The 18,559-nt window shown below is 67.3% G+C and carries 16 protein-coding genes and 1 tRNA gene; 7 read left to right on the forward strand and 10 right to left on the reverse strand.

Translation table 11 applies throughout. The features are described 5' to 3' along the window. Positions 1-23 precede the first annotated feature (23 nt). The gene (locus ACRB8A_RS12070; protein WP_056597247.1) at positions 24-920 is read left to right on the forward strand and encodes a glycosyltransferase; all 897 of its coding nucleotides are present in this window, start codon (positions 24-26) and stop codon (positions 918-920) included. 10 nt (positions 921-930) lie between these two features. Here the strand turns inward: ACRB8A_RS12070 and ACRB8A_RS12075 are convergent, their stop codons facing one another. From ACRB8A_RS12075 to argS, 10 genes are all read right to left on the reverse strand, one after another. Beyond that, the gene (locus tag ACRB8A_RS12075; RefSeq protein ID WP_050686805.1) at positions 931-1,689 is read right to left on the reverse strand and encodes a WecB/TagA/CpsF family glycosyltransferase; all 759 of its coding nucleotides are present in this window, start codon (positions 1,687-1,689) and stop codon (positions 931-933) included. Further along, positions 1,689-2,501 carry an L-threonylcarbamoyladenylate synthase gene (locus tag ACRB8A_RS12080; RefSeq protein WP_050686806.1) on the reverse strand — a complete coding sequence of 271 codons (813 nt, stop codon included), beginning with the start codon at positions 2,499-2,501 and terminating at the stop codon, positions 1,689-1,691. The genes ACRB8A_RS12075 and ACRB8A_RS12080 overlap by 1 nt, the downstream gene beginning before the upstream one ends. 12 nt (positions 2,502-2,513) lie before the next feature. Then, a complete protein-coding gene (prmC, locus tag ACRB8A_RS12085; RefSeq protein ID WP_050686807.1) occupies positions 2,514-3,386 on the reverse strand; it encodes a peptide chain release factor N(5)-glutamine methyltransferase in 873 nt (290 codons plus the stop codon). Between the two features lie 12 nt (positions 3,387-3,398). Beyond that, positions 3,399-4,472, reverse strand: a complete 1,074-nt coding sequence (prfA, locus tag ACRB8A_RS12090; RefSeq protein WP_050686808.1) for a peptide chain release factor 1 — start codon at positions 4,470-4,472, stop codon at positions 3,399-3,401. 232 nt (positions 4,473-4,704) lie between these two features. Further along, entirely contained in the window at positions 4,705-6,897 is a 2,193-nt protein-coding gene (rho, locus tag ACRB8A_RS12095) for a transcription termination factor Rho (protein ID WP_432244773.1), read from the reverse strand. 299 nt (positions 6,898-7,196) lie between these two features. Further along, positions 7,197-8,171, reverse strand: a complete 975-nt coding sequence (gene thrB, locus ACRB8A_RS12100) for a homoserine kinase (protein WP_432244774.1) — start codon at positions 8,169-8,171, stop codon at positions 7,197-7,199. A 2-nt stretch (positions 8,172-8,173) separates the two neighbouring features. Then, positions 8,174-9,280, reverse strand: coding sequence for a threonine synthase (thrC, locus tag ACRB8A_RS12105; RefSeq protein WP_050686813.1), 1,107 nt, complete (start codon positions 9,278-9,280; stop codon positions 8,174-8,176). Beyond that, positions 9,281-10,597, reverse strand: a complete 1,317-nt coding sequence (locus ACRB8A_RS12110) for a homoserine dehydrogenase (protein WP_050686814.1) — start codon at positions 10,595-10,597, stop codon at positions 9,281-9,283. Then, complete coding sequence (gene lysA / locus ACRB8A_RS12115) at positions 10,598-12,061, reverse strand: diaminopimelate decarboxylase (RefSeq protein WP_432246038.1); 1,464 nt, start codon at positions 12,059-12,061, stop codon at positions 10,598-10,600. Between the two features lie 5 nt (positions 12,062-12,066). Further along, positions 12,067-13,716 carry an arginine--tRNA ligase gene (argS, locus tag ACRB8A_RS12120; protein ID WP_050686816.1) on the reverse strand — a complete coding sequence of 550 codons (1,650 nt, stop codon included), beginning with the start codon at positions 13,714-13,716 and terminating at the stop codon, positions 12,067-12,069. A gap of 168 nt (positions 13,717-13,884) precedes the next feature. On the opposite strand from argS, the gene ACRB8A_RS12125 reads away from it, so the two are divergent. The 6 genes from ACRB8A_RS12125 (at position 13,885) to ACRB8A_RS12150 (ending at position 18,555) form a co-directional block, all read left to right on the forward strand. Beyond that, positions 13,885-14,373, forward strand: a complete 489-nt coding sequence (locus tag ACRB8A_RS12125) for an FMN-binding protein (protein WP_285240763.1) — start codon at positions 13,885-13,887, stop codon at positions 14,371-14,373. Between the two features lie 3 nt (positions 14,374-14,376). Then, a complete protein-coding gene (locus tag ACRB8A_RS12130) occupies positions 14,377-15,249 on the forward strand; it encodes an FAD:protein FMN transferase (RefSeq protein WP_432244775.1) in 873 nt (290 codons plus the stop codon). After that, the gene (locus ACRB8A_RS12135) at positions 15,246-16,790 is read left to right on the forward strand and encodes a ferredoxin--NADP reductase (RefSeq protein ID WP_432244776.1); all 1,545 of its coding nucleotides are present in this window, start codon (positions 15,246-15,248) and stop codon (positions 16,788-16,790) included. The genes ACRB8A_RS12130 and ACRB8A_RS12135 overlap by 4 nt, the downstream gene beginning before the upstream one ends. Positions 16,791-16,901: 111 nt before the next feature. Further along, positions 16,902-16,977 (forward strand) — tRNA-Arg (locus ACRB8A_RS12140). 141 nt (positions 16,978-17,118) lie between these two features. Next, positions 17,119-18,171, forward strand: coding sequence for a M4 family metallopeptidase (locus tag ACRB8A_RS12145; RefSeq protein ID WP_432244777.1), 1,053 nt, complete (start codon positions 17,119-17,121; stop codon positions 18,169-18,171). 60 nt (positions 18,172-18,231) lie between these two features. After that, the gene (locus tag ACRB8A_RS12150) at positions 18,232-18,555 is read left to right on the forward strand and encodes a protealysin inhibitor emfourin (RefSeq protein WP_050686822.1); all 324 of its coding nucleotides are present in this window, start codon (positions 18,232-18,234) and stop codon (positions 18,553-18,555) included. Positions 18,556-18,559: the final 4 nt, after the last annotated feature.

Consider the following 18,559-nt stretch of genomic DNA (forward strand, 5'->3'; position numbering starts at 1 on the left):
GCAGCCATGCTGAAAGGACCCCCATGACCCCCCGCGTGGCAGTTGCCGCCGTAACTTTCGACAGGCCCAAAGAGCTTGCCGTGCTCTTGTCCGCCATCAATGCCCAGACCGCCGCTGTGGACACCATCTGCCTCGTGGACAGCGGCACAACGCCGGCCCGCAGCATTGCCGCCGGCCATGCCAATGTGGACTATGTCCGCTCCGAAGCCAATCTCGGTGGCGCCGGCGGTTTTGCCCTCGCCGCCCTGAAAGCGGTGGCCAGTGGCGCCCGCTGGATCTGGATGATGGACGACGACGCCGAGCCCGCAGATCCCGAATGCCTTGCCACCCTGCTCCGCGAGGCAGAAGCCCGCGACCTCGAAGCAGTGGTCCCCTTGGTGACAGCGCCCGGCAAACCCGACCGGTTGTCGTTTTTCTTCCGGCTGGACGGCAAGGTCACCCATGACCGTGCAGAGGTGGAGCAGTTGGGGTTCCTGCCCAACGACGGGCATTTCTTCAACGGTGCCCTGATCCGCTCGGATGTCTTCTTCAAGGTCGGACTCCCCGATATGCGGCTGTTCATCCGGGGCGACGAAGTGGACTTCACCCTGCGGCTGCGGCAGGCCGGCATCAGGTTCGGCACCGTCACCACCACCTCGATCACGCACCCGCACGCCTTTGAAGAAACGCAGCACGTTTTTGGCGCCCGGTGGCACGTCATCGTTCCGGAGTCGGCGTTCAAGCGCTACTACTACTACCGGAACCGCGGGTACCTGATCAGGCGCTATTTCCGGGTCAAGTCCCTCGTGGCGGACGTGGGCGGCTACCTGGGCTACTTCCTGCAGCGCCGGGACCTCCCCGGGCTGATGTCCTGGGCCAAGGCGTTCAGCGCAGGGCTCCGCGGCAAGGGCTTCGCCCCGTTGGAGGACCAGAAGTTCTAGTCGCCCGCCCCTACGGCCGGCGCTCCAAGCGGCGGCCGGCCAGCAGCCACAGCAGGACCCACGGTTCAACCAGCACCCGGTAAGCCACCCGGCGGGGATGCAACACCAGCCGCCAGGCCCATTCGAGGCCCAGCCGGCCAAGCCAGCGGGGAGCAAGCTTCTGCGTCCCGGCAAGCTGGTCAATGGCTCCGCCTACCGCGCAGTACACGGCCGGCGGCAGGTCGGCGAGCCTGCGCTGCAGCACTTCTTCCTGCAACGGCATGCCCAGACCCAGCAGGACCAGTTGGGGCGCCTCACGCTGCAGCCACGTGACAGCTTCATCTTCCCGGGCGGTGTCCCAGCCTGCTCCTGGGAAACCGGTCACGCGGGCACCGGGCACGATCGACTCGAGCATGGTGACTGCCCCGGCATTGGCATCGGCCCCGGCACCCACCACGGCGATCCGTTGCAGGCCGGCCACGCCGCCCAGGGCTGGGAGCCAGTCAGTGGATCCCAGCCTGTAGTCCATGACAGGTCCCTGGGCCTTGCCGGTCCGGCCCCACAGCCACAGCACTGGCGCGCCGTCCAGCAGCACCACGTCACTGCGCTCGTACAGCGCGCGGAAACCATTGTCCTGCAGCGTCAGCGTCACACTGTGCAGGTTGTGGCCCAGGATGGTCCTGGTGGACCCCTCGCTGATGAATCCGCCCAGGACATCCACCAGGTCAGGAACCCGCAAGGGAGTGGCATCGACTCCCAGGCCGGGAACCCTTTGGCGGTCCGGCAACATCAGGATCCGGACGTCCGCTCCGGCGCGTCGGCCGGCGGGACGTCGGCGGTCACTGCTGCGGCCGCTGTTCCATTGCCCGTTTCATCAACGGCGCCGTCGGCCGGTTCGTCAACAGTTTCAGTCGCCGGTTCGTCAATTTCGGCCATGGGGATCTCGCCCAGGCCCAGGACACCCGGCACGTGCTCCCGGAGCCGGTCGAGGCTCACGGCGCCGTTACGGACCACCCGAAGCAGCGGCCCCGTGGCGTCAACGATTGTCGATGCCACCGCGGCGTCCCCAGCCAGGGGCCGGAAGCCGCCTTCCAGGTAAACCTCCACGGACTCTGCCAGCTGCTCGCGGGCATCCGCCGCCGTCTGGGCTGGTGCGTGGCCGGTCCGGTTGGCCGAAGACACCGCCAACGGGCCCGTCAGTGTGAGGAGTTCCTGCGCAATGTCGTCGGCAGGCATCCGCAGCGCCACAGTTCCCTTGGTCTCCCCCAGGTCCCAGTCCAGAGACGGCTGGGCGTGCAGGATCAGGGTGAGCCCGCCGGGCCAGAAAGCCTCGGCAAGCTTGCGGGCATCCGCGGAGACGTCCGTGGCCAGCCCGTCCAAAGCGTTGATGCGGGGTATCAGCACGGGCGGCGGCATGGCCCGGCTGCGTCCCTTGGACGCCAGGAGCATGGTGACGGCCTGGGCCGAAAACGCGTCAGCAGCGATCCCGTAGACGGTGTCCGTAGGGAACACCACCACTTTCTTCTCGCTGATGGCACGCTGGGCGTGCTCCAGGCCGGCCGCGCGCTGATCGTCCGTGGTGCAGTTATAGGTTGTGGTCACTGGCCTATTCTTTCATTCCAAACTGGGAGGATCCGCCAAAAAGGCGGTGGTGGCGCGGTCCTTGCCGTTCAGGTCCTGATGGGACGTGATGCCGGTCCAGGACCCCTGCCGGGCCAGCATGGCGGCAATCCACCCTGACTGGACCTCCGCATGCTCCATCACAAAGTAGCCGCCCGGCCGCAGCAGCCGGGCAGCGGAGGCAGCGGCCGCCGTCGGAAGCTCCATGCCGTCCGCGCCGCCGCCGTACAGCGCTTCCGGCGGATCGTGCAACGCCACTTCGGGTTCGTTCGGGACGGCTTCCGCCGGAATATAGGGCGGGTTGGAGACCACCACGTCAAACGTGCCGTTCAGCTCCGGGAGGGCCGTGCGCAGGTCGCCCTGCACCAGGTTCACTCCCAGGGGCTCGAGGTTCCTTGCTGCCCACGCGTGGGCAAATGCGCTGTATTCCACGGCGTGGACTTCGGCAGCGGGGACTTCCGCGGCGATGGATCCCGCGATCGCACCGGAGCCCGTGCCCAGGTCCACCACACGAGGATGAGCGACGTCCCGGATGTGGTCAATCACCAACTGGACCACGGATTCGGTTTCGGGGCGCGGAATGAACACGCCGGGACCAACCGCCAGTTCCAGGTAGCGGAAGTAAGCCACTCCCGTGATGTGCTGCAGGGGAACCCGGGAGGCACGCTCCGCGATCAGCGCCGCATAGCCATCAGGCGCCGGGGTGTCGCCCAACAGCAAGGCCCGCAGCCGGCCCAGGCCGACGTTGAGGAGGTGGTCGGCGAGGAGTTCTGCGTCCACGCGCGGGCTGGGGACGCCAGCCGCCGCCAGTATCCGGGTGGCCTCACTGACGGCGGCGGCGAGCGTTTGGTCGGGCCCGATGGTCATCGCGGAAGTGGACTAGTCGCCGATGGCGTCCAGGCGCGCCTGTTCGTCCATCTCGATGGCGGACTGAATCACAGACTCCAGGTCACCGTTCATCACCTGGTCAAGGTTGTAGGCCTTGTAGCCCGTTCGGTGGTCGGCGATCCGGTTTTCCGGGTAGTTGTAGGTGCGGATGCGCTCCGATCGGTCCATGGTGCGGATCTGCGATTTGCGCTGCGCGGAGTTCTCGGCGTCGATGATCTCCTGCTGGTGGGCCAGGATCCGGGCGCGGAGCACACGCATGCCTGCCTCGCGGTTCTGCAGCTGGGACTTTTCGTTCTGCATGGCCACCACAATGCCGGTGGGCAGGTGGGTAATGCGGACAGCGGAGTCCGTGGTGTTAACGGACTGTCCACCGGGGCCCGACGACCGGTACACGTCGATTTTTAGGTCGTTCTGGTTGATGTCCAGTTCCTCGGGCTCGTCCACTTCGGGAAGGACCAGCACACCGGCTGCGGACGTGTGGATCCGGCCCTGGGACTCCGTGACGGGAACCCGCTGGACGCGGTGGACGCCGCCCTCGAACTTCAGCCGGGCGAAGACGCCTTCAGCGGGATCATTGGAGCTGCCCTTGACGGCAACCTGGACATCCTTGTAACCGCCCAGGTCCGACTCGGTGGCGGAGATGATCTCCGTCTTCCAGCCGCGGGACTCGGCGTAGCGGGTGTACATCCGCAGCAGGTCCGCTGCGAACAGGGCAGCCTCGTCGCCACCCTCGCCACCCTTGACTTCAAGGATCACGTTGCGTGCGTCGTCCGGGTCACGCGGGATCAGCAGCCGCGTGAGCTTGGCGGCCGCAACTTCCAGCGCAGCCTCCAGCTCGGGTACCTCGGCGGCAAACTCAGGGTCCTCGGCGGCCATTTCCCGGGCTGCGGAAAGGTCATCGCTGATGCCCTCCCACCGGTGGTAAGCCTCCACGATGCCGTTAAGCTGCGCGGACCGCCGCCCCAGCTTCCGGGCCAGCCGCTGGTCAGCATAAACAGCGGGATCCCCAAGCTGCGCCTGGATGGCATCATGCTCATCAAGCAGGCCCTGTACGGACTCAAACATTTTCAAAACCTCTTTCGACTCTCACAAGTCTAGTAACGACACCATTAACTTGACCGCTGCTGGCGACTTAACGACGAAGCCGCACGGATTTTCCGCCCCGGGAGTGGCATCGGGCCTGCCGAAGCCGGGTGGCTTGCGATCGTAGATCGTAAGCCACCCGGCGGAGGGGCGGGGGCGGAAAATCCGTGCGGCGTTGGCGCGCGGGACCGCCAGAATCTAGCGGTGAACCCAGCTACTTGTCGTTATCCGACTTGCTGCCCAGCGTCGTCTTCTGAATCTGCATCAGGAACTCGACGTTGCTCTGGGTCTCCCGGATCTTGTTGGTCAGCAGTTCAAGGCTCTGCTGCGTTTCGAGACCGGAGAGGACCCGGCGCAGCTTCCACATGATCTTGACTTCCTCGGCGGAAAGCAGGTTTTCCTCGCGGCGGGTTCCGGACGCGTTGACGTCCACGGCGGGGAAGATGCGCTTGTCGGCCAGCTGGCGGGAAAGCCGGAGCTCCATGTTGCCGGTGCCTTTGAACTCCTCGAAAATGACCTCGTCCATCTTGGAGCCGGTCTCCACGAGCGCCGTTGCCAGGATGGTCAGCGAGCCGCCGTTTTCGATGTTGCGGGCTGCACCAAAGAAGCGCTTCGGCGGGTACAGGGCTGCGGAATCGACGCCACCGGACAGGATGCGGCCGGAGGCCGGTGCTGCCAGGTTGTAGGCGCGGCCCAGGCGGGTCATGGAATCCAGGAGGACCACCACGTCCATGCCCATTTCCACGAGGCGTTTGGCGCGTTCGATCGACAGTTCAGCCACGGTGGTGTGGTCGTCAGCGGGACGGTCGAAGGTGGAGGCAATGACCTCACCCTTGACGGTGCGCTGCATGTCGGTGACTTCTTCAGGCCGTTCGTCCACCAGCACCATCATGAGGTGGACCTCAGGATTGTTGGTGGTGATCGCGTTGGCGATGGACTGAAGGATAAGCGTCTTGCCGGCCTTGGGCGGGGAGACAATCAGGCCGCGCTGGCCCTTGCCGATGGGGGCCACAAGGTCGATGACACGCGGGCCGATCTTTTTGGGATCGGTTTCCAGGCGCAGGCGCTCGGACGGGTAGAGCGGAACCAGTTTCGCGAACTCGACGCGGTCCTTGAGCTCTTCCGGGGTCTTGCCGTTCACGGAGGTGACCCTGACCAGCGCGTTGAACTTCTGGCGCGCGGACTGCTGGCTGCGGTCCTCGCCGTCGCGGGGGGCACGGATGGCGCCTACGACGGCGTCACCCTTGCGCAGGTTGTACTTCTTGACCTGGGCCAGCGAGACGTAAACGTCGTTGGGGCCGGGCAGGTAGCCGGAGGTCCGGATGAACGCGTAGTTCTCCAGGACGTCCAGGATGCCGGCAACGGGCAGCAGCACATCGTCTTCGGTGATTTCGATGTCATCGACATCGGGTCCCTGGGTACGGCCGCGACGGCGGTCATTGCGGTCCCGGAAACGGTCGTTGCGGGAGTTGGCGTCCCGGTCCTGGCCCGCGGAGCGGTCAGTGCGCTCGTTCCGGTCGTTACGCTCGGGGCGTTCGTTGCGGTCACGGCGGTTACGGCGGTTCCGTCGGCTGCCGCCGTCGCTCTCGTCGTTGTCATCGCGGCGGGTGGCTTCGCGCTGGCCTGCGTCGCGGCTGCCGGCATTGTCCCGGCCTGCCTCGGCGTTGTCCCGTGCGGCGTTGTCGCGTGCGGCATTGTCGCGCACAGCGCTCTCACGTGCAGCGTTGTCACGGCCGGCGCTCTCGCGGGCAGCGCTCTCGCGTGTGCTGCGGGTGCGGACGCCCTCGCGGCGGTCGCCGCGCTGGCCGGCTTCGGCGGCTTCAACCGGTGCTTCGGTGCGCTGCTCAGCGGCGGGCTGCTCCGGCGCGGTTTCGGCGGCGGTCTCCTGGCTTGCTGTCGCGGCCGCTTCGCCGCGGCGGCGGTTGCGGGTGCGCGGCTGGCGGCGCTCGGCGCCGTCCGTTGCTTCCGGCGCGGCAGCGGCAGGTGCCGCTTCCGTGGCGGCGGGAGCTGCAGCGGCCTCGGCAGCGGCCGGCTCGGCTGCGGGGCTGATGACGCCGTCGCTTCCGGCACGGCGGCTGCGGCCCCGGCGGACCCTGGTGGCGTCGGCTGCAGGAGCCTCGGCTTCCGGCGCGGCAACAACCTCGGGGGCGGTGGCCACGGCCGGCTTCTCTGCCGCCTTGGCAGGGGCCTTCACCATGGGTGTGCCTGCGCGGTGGGCGGAAATGGCCGTGACCAGGTCCCCCTTGCGCATGCGGGAACCGCCGGAAATGCCGAGCTGGCTGGCAAGAGCCTGCAGTTGGGCCAGCTTAAGGCCGGCCAGGCCGCTGCTCTTGGCGGGTGCAGCCGATGTTTCGGCTGCAGAAGATGATGTTTCCACAGCTGGCAACAGCTCAGTGGTTTCGGTCACGAAGGATCCTTCCCCCTCGACGGCGTCCGGACTGGGAGCTGGACGCGATGATTTGATCTGGGCTGCAGTTCAGATCTGCAGCCGGATATTTTCGGCCTTGCCGGTTGTCTTTTGTGGCCAGCAGGGCCGGTAACAGATACACCTTGCGCTCCGCTCAGTGCGGACCGCCGGACTGACGCGTCAGGGGCAGTTGAAATGCTGCAGATTCCTGCGACAGACCAAGCAGGCGGCACCGGCATCGATTGCGCAGTAAAAGATCCAATGGCAAGGAACTGCAAAAACGGATCAACAGGCGTCAATTACCGCCGGTGCATGTCCACCTTAGCACCTTCAACGTCCACAGCCAGCTTCAGCACCCGCCAGCCGATTTCCGGCGTGTTGGCCGCCGTGAACGCCTCAATCGAGGCCAGCACGGCGGCGGCCTCAACCTCGCCGTTGGCCAGGACCAGCACGGTGGGGCCAGCTCCGGAAACCACTGCTGCGTGCCCCGCCCGGCGCAGGGCGGTGATGAGCGCGGCGCTGGGGCGCATTGCCTCGGCGCGGTAGCTCTGGTGCAGATAGTCCTCGGTGCCTGGGAACAGCAGTTCCGGATCCGCGGTGAGCGCGTGGATCAGCAGGGCCGCGCGCCCGGAGTTCATGGCCGCCGCATGGTGGCCCACCGAGGCAGGCAGCAAGGCCCTCGCCGCTTCCGTGGACAATTCGTAGTCCGGCACGGCAACAATGGGGATGACAGATCCGGCCACCGTGGCGCAGGTAGTGCTGTACCGGTCACTGTCCTGCCATGACAGCGCCAATCCGCCGAAAATGGCGGGTGCGACGTTGTCCGGGTGGCCCTCCAGCTCACTGGTCAGCTGCAGGATCCAATTTTTGCCGCGGCTGCTCGCCATCGGCACCATCGCGTTGGCCGCCGTCACGGCCGCCACCACCGCTGACGCCGAGGAGCCAAGGCCGCGGCCGTGCGGGTTGACGTTCTGCGCCGACACCCGCAGGCCCCGGCGGCGGAAGCCCAGGCGCTCGAGGGCGGCATCGATGGCCCGAACCACCAGGTGGCTGGCGTCGCGGGGCAGCGTCTCTGCACCCTCACCGGTGAGCTCGAACAGGAGTTCGTCCGTGTCCAGGCTTTCAACGGTGAGGGTATCGTGCAGTGCCAGCGCCAGGCCCAGGCTGTCATAGCCGGGTCCGAGGTTGGCGGAGGTGCCGGGGACCCGGACCGTGACACGCTGGCCGGACTCGATGAGCTCCAGTGCGGCGACGGCCTGTGAGGTGGTTTCCAAGGTTACTTTTCTTCCAGTCCCAGTTCAGCGGCGACAGTGACAACGTCGTTGGACACCTTGACCGGCTGCACATCGCTGCCGTCCTCGGTGCGCAGTGCCCACTGGGGATCCTTGAGGCCGTGGCCGGTGACGGTGATAACGATGGTTTTGCCCGCGGGTACCTCGCCGGCGGCGTGCTTCTTCAGCAGCCCGGCCACGCCTGCGGCGGAACCAGGTTCCACAAAAACACCCTCGCGGGCGGAAAGCCAGCGGTGGGCCGCCAGGATCTCGTCGTCGGTGACGGCGTCGATCAGTCCGCCGGATTCGTCGCGGGCGTTGATGGCGCCGTCCCACGAAGCAGGGTTGCCGATCCGGATGGCGGTGGCGATGGTGTCGGGTTCCGTGATGGGGTGGCCGGCCACAAACGGGGCGGCACCGGCGGCCTGGAAGCCCCACATAACAGGAGTCCTGGTGGACACTGCGGGCAGGGTGCCGGCCGTCGCGGACTCGAAGGGCGCGGAGTACTCCTTGTAGCCCTTCCAGTAGGCGGTGATGTTGCCGGCGTTGCCGACGGGCAGGACGTGGATGTCCGGGGCGTCGCCCAGGGAATCCACAATTTCGAAGGCGCCGGTCTTCTGGCCCTGGATGCGGGCCGGGTTGACGGAGTTCACCAGGAACACGGGGTAGGACTCCCCCAGCTTCCGGGCGATGTCCAGGCAGTTATCGAAGTTGCCGTCCACCTGCAGGAGGGTGGCACCGTGGGCGATCGCCTGGCTCAGTTTGCCCATGGAGATCTTGCCCTCGGGCACCAGGACGGCGCACTTCAACCCTGCAGCGGTCGCGTACGCGGCGGCAGAGGCGGACGTGTTGCCCGTGGAGGCGCACACCACGGCCTTGGCGCCGGCTTCCACAGCGGCTGTCATGGCCATGGTCATGCCACGGTCCTTGAAGGATCCGGTGGGGTTCATGCCCTCCACCTTGAGGTAGACCTTTGAGCCTGTGAGTTCGGAGAGCGCCTGTGCAGGCACCAGCGGCGTTCCGCCTTCGCCCAGGGTGATGACCCGGGTGGCTTCCGTGACGGGCAAACGGTCAGCGTATTCGCGGATAACGCCGCGCCATTGGTGAGCCACTTAGACTCCTTCTACCCGAAGAACGGATGTAACTGAGTTGATGACGTCCAGGCCCTTGACGGCCTCGACGGTGGCTGCAAGTGCAGCCTCTGATGCGCGGTGGGTGACAATCCGCAGCTCGGCGGATTCCACGGAGGAATCGGCGTTGCGGTGGATGGTCTGGCGCATGGTTTCGATGGACACGCCGTGCTCCGCAAAAAGCTGCGCGATCCGGGCCAGGACGCCGGGCTGGTCAGCCACGTCCAGGCCGATGTAGTAACTGGTGGACGCTGCGGTGATGGGCAGCGCCGGGACGTGGCCGGTAGTGGTCTCGGTGCGGCCCGGACCGCCCAGGACCAGGCGCCGCGCCGCGGACACCAGGTCGCCCAGGACGGCGGAAGCCGTGGGCGTGCCGCCGGCACCCTGGCCGTAGAACATCAGTTCGCCGGCGTTCTCGGCTTCGATGAACACGGCGTTGAAGGCTCCACGGACGGCTGCCAGCGGGTGTTCGCGGGGCAGCAGGGTGGGGTGCACCCGCACCGAGACACCGTCGTTTCCGTCCGCGTCCGCAAGCTTCTCCGCGATGGCCAGCAGCTTGATGACAAAACCGGCGTCCTTGGCCGCGGCGATGTCCGCGGCGCTGACTGCGGTGATGCCTTCACAGTGCACGTTTTCCAGGGCAAAGCGGGTGTGGAAGGACAGGGAGGCCAGGATCGCGGCCTTCGCGGCGGCGTCGTGGCCTTCAACGTCAGCGGTGGGGTCCGCTTCCGCGTAGCCCAGGCGCTGGGCTTCGGCCAGGGCGTCGGCGAACTGGGCGCCCGTGGAATCCATCTGGTCCAGGATGAAGTTGGTGGTGCCGTTAACGATTCCCAGCACGCGGGTGATGCGGTCACCGGACAGGCTGTCGCGGATGGGGCGCAGGATGGGGATCGCACCGGCCACCGCGGCCTCATAGGAGAGCTGGACGCCTGCTTTGTCGGCTTCCTCGTAAAGGGTGGGGCCGTCCTGGGCCAGCAGGGCCTTGTTGCCCGTGACCACGCACGCGCCGTTGCTGAGTGCAGCGAGGATCAGCGTGCGGGCCGGCTCGATGCCGCCCATAAGTTCGATGACCAGGTCGGCGTCCTTGACCAGGGTCTCGGCGTCCGTGGTGAAAAGGTCCTGGGGCAGGTCGACGTCGCGCTTGGAGTTAACGTTGCGGACGGCGATCCCGCTGAGCTGAAGGCGGGCTCCGGTCCGGGCGGCCAGAGCGTCGGCGTCCTCAAGGAGAATCCGCGCCACCTGTGCCCCAACGTTGCCGCAGCCCAGGAGGGCCACCTTCAGGGTTCGCATTTCCGTCATTCAGGCTCCCATGTCGCGGTTCAGCAGATCTTCTTCGGTTTCCCCGCGGACAATCAGCCGGGCAGATCCGTCGCGCACCGCGACAACGCCCGGCCGGGCCAGATAATTGTAGTTGCTCGACAGGGCCCAGCAGTAGGCGCCGGTCCCCGGTACTGCAAGCAAATCACCGGCTGCCACGTCCCCGGGCAGATATACATCTCTAACAACTATGTCGCCGCTCTCGCAATGTTTGCCCACCACGCGGGACAGTTCCGGGGCGGCGGCGGAGGTTCGGCCGGCCAGGACAGCCGAGTAATCCGCGTCGTAAAGCACCGGGCGGGCGTTGTCGCTCATGCCGCCGTCCACCGAAACATACCGACGCGGATACGTAACGTTTCCGGCGTCGGTGCCGGCGGGCGCGTCGACCCTGACCGTCTTGAGGGTGCCCACCTCGTACAGCGTGAAGGTGGTGCTGCCCACGATCGCCCGTCCCGGTTCAATGGAGATCCGGGGTGCCGTGATGCCCAGCTCCGCGCAGGTGGAACGCACGACGGCGGCCATCGCCGCTGCGATTTCCACCGGGGGGCGCGGGGTATCCACCGCCGTGTAGGCGATGCCGTATCCTCCGCCGAGGTCCAGCTCCGGCATCACGATGCCGTATTTTTCCTGCATCGCGGCCAGGAAGCGGAGCAGCTTCTCCGCCGCCACGGCAAAGCCGTCCGGTTCGAAGATCTGCGAGCCGATGTGGCAGTGCAGGCCCAGCAGGTCGATCCCAGGGTGCGCGGCGGCTGCTGCCACCGCTTCCTCGGCGGCGGAAAGGCCTGCCAGTTCCGTGGTGTCAGCTGCCATGGAGAGGCCGAACTTCTGGTCCTCATGGGCCGTGGCGATGAATTCGTGGGTGTGGGCGTGGACACCCGGGGTGAGCCTGAGCATCACCTTCGCCTGCTCGCCGCGCGCCTGGGCGATGGCGCCCACGCGGACCAGTTCCGCCAGGCTGTCCACCACGATCCGGCCCAGGCCCATGTCCAGGGCGCGGGTGATCTCGGCGTCGGACTTGTTGTTGCCGTGCAGCGCCACGCGGTCCCCGGCGATGCCGGCGCGGGCGGCCACAGCCAGCTCGCCGCCGGAAGCCGTGTCCAGGCGCAGGCCCTCCTCCTCAACCCACTTCACTACAGCGGTGCACAGGAAGGACTTGCCGGCGTAGTAGACGTCCACGCCGCCGCAGATGTCCGCGAAGGCTGCGTCGAAGGCGTCTTTGAAGGACCGGGCGCGGGACCGGAAGTCGGCCTCGTCCAGGACAAACAGCGGGGTGCCGAACTGTTCCTTGAGGGCCGAGACGGGCAGGCCGGCCACGGCAAGTTCGCCCTGGTCGTTGCGCTGCACGCCGCCGGCCCACAGCGGTTCATGCAGGACGTTGAGGTCGTCAGGAACGGACAACCATTCGGGTGCCAGCGGTGAAGCGGCGGTATTGGCCTGTGCGGTCATCGCTGTCACATCCGTTCCGGCGCGGAGACGCCCAGCAGGTCAAGGCCGTTGGCCAGGACCTGGCTGGTGGCGTCGTTGAGCCAGAGGCGGGTGCGGTTCACGTCGGTAACCGGTTCCTCCCCCATCGGGGCCACCCGGCAGGCGTCATACCAGCGGTGGTAGGCGCCCGCGATGAGTTCCAGGTGCCGGGCCACGCGGTGCGGTTCGCGCAGTTCCGCGGCCTTGGCCACGATGGAGGGGTAGCTGCCCAGGTGGGAGAGCAGTTCGTTTTCCGTTGTGTGGTCCAGCAGCGCGGCCTCAAACACGGAGCGGTCAACACCGGCGGCCACGGCGTTGCGGGCAGCACCGCGGGACCGTGCGTGGGCGTACTGGACGTAGAACACCGGGTTCTCGTTGCTGTTTTTCTTCAGCAGTTCCGGGTCAAGGGTCAGCGGCGAATCGGCCGGGAACCGGGCCAGCGAGTAGCGCACCGCGTCCTTGCCCAGCCAGTCGACCAGGTCCCTGAGCTCGATGATGTTGCCGGCGCGCTTGGACAGCTTGGCGCCGTTGACGGACACCAGCTGGCCGATCAGGACCTCGATGTTGGCCTCGGGATCGTCCCCGGCGCAGGCGGCGATGGCCTTGAGCCGGTTGATGTAGCCGTGGTGGTCGGCGCCCAGGAGGTAGATCTTCTCCGGGAAGCCGCGGTCCTTCTTGGACAGGTAATACGCGGCGTCCGCAGCGAAGTACGTGGGCTCGCCGTTCGCGCGGATCATCACCCGGTCCTTGTCGTCCCCGAAGTCGGTGGTCCGCAGCCAGACCGCGCCGCCGTCGTCGAACACGTGGCCCTGTTCGCGCAGGCGCGCCACGGCACTTTCGATCGCGCCGCCGTCGTGCAGTTCCTGCTCGGAGAAGTAGACGTCGAATTCGACGCCGAAGTCCGCAAGGGTGGTTTTGATGTCCTTAAGCTGCGCCTTGTACGCCGCGGCCCGGATCACGGGGACGGCCGCCACCTCGGTGAGTTCGCGGATGTCCGGGTGAACGGTGAGCACTTCATGGCCCAGGTCGGCGATGTACTGGCCGGGATAGCCGCCCTCGGGTACCGGGCGGCCATGCAACCGCGAGTACACGGAGTTGGCAAAGACGTTCATCTGCGAGCCGGCGTCGTTGATGTAGTACTCGGTGGTGACCCGGGCGCCGGAGGCCCGCAGGACGCGGGCAATGGCGTCACCGAGGGCGGCCCAGCGGGTATGGCCGATATGCAGCGGGCCCGTGGGGTTCGCGGAAACAAACTCCATGTTGACGGTGTGGCCGGCGAGCGCGGTGTTGGTGCCGTAGGTCCGGCCTGCCTCCACAATCACCTTGGCGAGGGCGCCGGCTGCGGCGGCGTCGACGGTGATGTTGAGGAAGCCCGGTCCGGCAATGTCCACGGCGGAGACGCCGTCGATCGAGGCCAGGCGGGTGCGGAGGACGGTGGCGAGATCGCGGGGGTTCATTCCGGCGGGCTTGGCCAGCTGCAGTGCGATGTTGGTGGCCCAGTCGCCGTGGTCCCGGTTCTTGGGTCGCTCCACGCGCACCTCGTCCGGCACTGCTGACGCTGCCAGGCTGATTTCGCCGGCAGCAACGGCGTCCTTCAGGCAGGCGGATATGGCGAGGGAGAGTTCTTCGGGAGTCACCCTCCTAGCCTACCGGGGGCCCGGGACAGCAAAGAATCTTACGGCGGACCCGCTGCGGGCCCGCAGGTGATGGAGGCAACCGGGTCCGACTGAACCAATAGGCTTGCTCCGACGTTGACATAACAGTAACCACCGCCGGATGAACCAATGACGAAACGAGAGCCCCACATGAGACCCTCAGTACGCAAGGGCGTTTACGCCGGAATGGCAGGCCTTTCCCTGATCGGCGCCGTGGCAGGCTGCGCGCCCGCCGCTTCCGGCGGCGACCCCGCCAACACATCTGCCGCGGAGACGCCGGCGGCCGCACCCACCACGGGCACGTCATCCACTTCGATGGCCACCACGGGATCCGGCGGTGCCTCCGCCTACAAGGACGGCACCTACAGCGCGGACGGCAACTATGTCTCCCCCAACGGGACCGAGACCGTCGGTGTGGAGCTGACCCTGGCGGCCGGCAAAGTCACGGACGTGCAGATCACCACGCACCCTTCCAACCCCAACACCCGCAAGTTCCAGGGTGAGTTCGCCGGTGGTATCGCCGGTCAGATTGTGGGTAAGGACATTGACGGCCTCAACGTCTCCAAGGTGGCCGGCTCGTCACTGACCAGTGGCGGTTTCAACGACGCAGTGGAACAGATCAAGTCCGAGGCGAAGTAGGCGGTGCCGGCAGCGGACGGCGCGGCATTTTCCTTTGCGGGCATCGGCACGCAGTGGGAAATCACCACGCCGCGCCCGCTGTCCGGCCCCCTCCGGACGGCGCTGCTGGCGACGGTGGAAACGTTCGACGGCGTGTGGTCCCGTTTCCGGGACGACTCACGGGTGGCGGCCATGGCCCGGGCCGCGGGCAGCTACACCTTCCCCGCAGAGGCCTCAGCCCTGGGGGAACTGTATCGGACGCTGTACCGGATCACCGGGGGTGCCATGACGCCCCTGATCGGCAGCAGCCTGGAGCGCCTGGGCTACGACGCGCAGTACTCCCTGCAGCCAACCGGCGCGCCCCTTCCGGCGCCGGCCTGGGACGGCCGCCTGGACTGGACCGGCGCCACCCTCACCGTCAACGGGCCGGTGGTCCTGGATATCGGCGCAGCAGGCAAGGGGCTGCTGGTGGACCTGCTGGCCGCGGACCTTACTGCCGCGGGCCACGACGCCTTCCTGATTGATGGCAGCGGCGACCTCCTGGCCCGCGGCCCGGGCACCGTCTGCGTGGGCCTCGAACATCCCTACAACCCCCGGCAGGCCATCGGGGTGGTGGAGTTGGCGGGGCGGTCCCTGTGCGCCTCGGCCGCGAACCGGCGGGTGTGGGGCGATGGGCTCCACCACGTCCTGGACGGCACCACCGGCCTGCCTGTGCGGACCGCCGTGGCCACCTGGGCCATGGCGGAGACCGCAATGGTGGCGGATGCCCTGGCCACAGCACTGTTTTTTTCACCCGGGCCTGCGCTTGAGGAGTCATTCGACTTTTCCTGGCTGACCGTCTTTTCCGACGGCAGCGCCGCCCACTCCGCCGACTTTGAAGGGAAACTGTTCACATGAGTTCCGTGGAAACACCCAAGGCGGGCCCTGCCCCTTCCCTTGCCGGCACAGTGGACACCGCCCTGGGCCGGCTCACCATGTACCGGCTGGTGCTCCTGGTCCTTGCAGTCCTGGTGGCCTACAGCCTGCTGCTGGATGTCCTGGGCTGGCTCACCTTCGGGATCCCCGAGATGCTGGCCCACCTTGTCCTGTGCCTGGCGCTGACCTACACCGCCAACCGGGCCCTGGCCGCACTGTTCCGGGTACAGCCGCACTCCGAGTCCGCCCTGATCACCGGCCTGCTGATCTATTTCCTGTTCTGGCCCTCGTTCCAGGTGATGGACGTGGCAGGGGTGGCGCTGGCCTGCGTCCTGGCTTCCGCCTCCAAATATGCCCTGGCGTGGCGTGGCCGGCATGTTTTCAACCCCGCCGCCGCCGGCGCCTTCGTCACGGGCCTGACCGGCCTGAACATTGCCACCTGGTGGGCCGCCACACCAGCCATGCTGTTCCTGCTGGTCCCGGGCGTCCTTTTGGTGCTGTACCGGACCCGGAAAGCCCTGATGGCTGCCGTTTTTGTGGCGGCGTCCACGTCCATCATCACTGTGGAGCTGATCCGTGCCGGCATGAGCGCCGGGACGGGCCTCTGGCAGGCGCTGGCGCAACGGCCGGTGCTTTTCTTCGTGGGTTTTATGCTCACGGAGCCGCTGACCCTTCCGCCGCGCCGCTGGCAGCAGCTGGCACTTGCTGCCGTTGTGGGTGTGGTCTTTGCGGTTCCGTACAACTTCGGCTTCCTCGCCAACTCCCCCGAGGCCGCGTTGCTGCTGGGTAACCTGCTGGCCTTTATGCTGGGCCAGCGCGGCGGCGTGACGCTGCGGCTGGAAGGCACCCGCCAGCTGACGCCCACCACCACCGAGTTCTCCTTCACCCCTGCCCGGCCGGTACGTTTCCAGCCGGGCCAGTACATGGAGCTCGACCTGCCGCACGCCAAGTCGGACGGCAAGGGCCGGCGCCGGGTCTTCAGCCTGACGGGCGCACCGGATGCGCGGCAGGTAACCTTCGGCGTCCGGACCGCCGGTCCCCTCTCCGCCGCCAAGAAGGCCCTCCTGGCGCTGGAGCCCGGCGATAAGCTCCGCGCCACCTCCGTGGGCGGCGATTTTGTCCTCCCCCGGAACCGGCAGCAGCCGGTGCTGCTGGTTGCCGCAGGAATCGGCATCACCCCGTACCTGTCCCATCTGTCCTCCGGCGGGCTGCGGGACCGCGACGCGGTCCTGCTGCTGCTGGCCCGGAGCGCCGCCGAGGTGGCCTATGCCGATGAGCTGCGCGCTTCGGGCCTGCGTGTGGTGGTCCACCTGGCGGACGGTTCTGCGCCGCCCCCGGACCTGGCCGGCACACCCAACGGGGGCACCCGGCTGGACCCGGCAGCACTCAAGGCGCTGGTCCCTGACATCGGGGCGCGGGAGGTCTACGTCTCCGGTTCACCGGCCAGCGTCGCCTCGCTGCGCCGTGCGGCCAGGGCAGCCGGCGCCCGGCGCGTCCACACGGACTCGTTCGCGGGCTACTGAAGGCTGCCGGAAGGTGCCCCACACCACCCCCGCAGCGGCCGTTTTTCCTTGCGGGCCACCTTACTGCTAAGCTCTAGGACGTCCCGCCGGAAACGGCAGGAACCCCGGATTGCCCTCGTAGCTCAGGGGATAGAGCGTCTGCCTCCGGAGCAGAAGGTCGTAGGTTCGAATCCTATCGAGGGCACCAGCCAAAACCACCCCGGTCCTGCCGGGGTGGTTTTGTTTAACCCACCGTGCACCACCGGTCCGGTTTTCCGGCAGGTGAGCCTGCACTGGATTGTCGGCACCCCCTCGTAGTCTGGTTCCACCGACTCCAGGAGGTAACGCCATGCACACGCCGTTCTGCACCATCGTCCCGCCGTATCTGCTGCGGCGGCTGGCGCGCCAGGATGCGCCGCAGTTTTCCGCAGCGGCCCGGGCCGCCCGGGAAGCCCTGGTCCATGTCCGGTCAGTGCAGGCGGCCCGGACCCGGTCGGCAGCGGCCGGCCCGGCCGGCGTGCGCCAGACAGCTCCGGGGCCGGTGAACCGGACCATCTACGACGCCGGCAACGCTGAAGTCCTGCCGGGGAAGCTGGTCCGCAAGGAAGGCGAACCGGACACCGGAGACCTGGCCCAGGATGAGGCCTACGCCGGGCTGGGCTCCACCCACCGGCTCTACGCGGACGTTTTTGGCCGGAACTCCGTGGACGGCAACGGCCTGGGCCTGGATGCCACGGTCCACTTTGGCAAGCTGTATGACAACGCCTTCTGGGACGGCAACCAGATGGTCTTCGGCGACGGTGACGGCGAGGTCTTTGACCGGTTCACCAAGTCCCTGAGCGTGATCGGCCATGAACTGGCGCACGGCGTCACCCAGTTCACTGCCGCCTTGGTATACCGTAACCAGGCCGGCGCGCTGAACGAGTCGATGTCGGACGTCTTTGGCGCCCTGGTGGAGCAGTACGTCGGAAAACAGTCCGCTGCAGAGGCCAGCTGGCTGATCGGCGAAGGCCTTTTTACGCCCGAAGTGCAGGGCACTGCGCTGCGTTCCATGAAGGCGCCGGGTACCGCGTACGACGACGACGTGCTGGGCAAGGATCCGCAGCCTGACTCCATGGATACGTATGTGCGCACCAGCGCTGACAACGGCGGCGTGCACATCAACTCCGGCATCCCCAACCGTGCCTTCTACCTCGTCGCCCAAGCGCTGGGCGGGAACGCCTGGGACGCCCCGGGCCGGATCTGGTACGACACCCTGACAGGCGGTTCCCTGCCACCAACGGCAACATTCGGTGTTTTTGCCCGTGCCACCGCCGCGTCCGCCGTGGAAATTTTTGGTGCCGGCTCAGCAGAGCATGACGCCGTGGCCAAGGCGTGGGAAACTGTGAAGGTCAAGCTCTAAACGGAGCTCCCCGCGGCCCGGCGACGGGCAGCGGGGCAGCAGGAACCCAGGAACCAGGCCATGAAGATCAGTGTGGAACGGACCGGCGGAATTGCGGCAATAACCAGGGTCTGGACCGTTGAGGCCCAGTCCGAGACAGCCATTAACGAGTGGCAGTTCCTGGTGGAGGCATGCCCCTGGGACGCAGTGCCCAGGACCACGCGCGCGGCAGCGCAGGCGTTTTCAGACGCCGTGCCTGACCGTTTCATCTACTCCATCCGCGCCGGCCAGCGGCGTGCGGCCCTACCGGAACGGGCGGTTACCGGCCCGTGGCGGATCCTGGTGGACAGCGCCCGGGCCGCCGCCGAAGAAGCCCGCGCCGAGCCGGGTACCGACCCCGCCTGAGTGG

It is taken from the genome of Arthrobacter sp. G.S.26 (assembly GCF_050847375.1).
GTDB lineage: Bacteria > Actinomycetota > Actinomycetes > Actinomycetales > Micrococcaceae > Arthrobacter.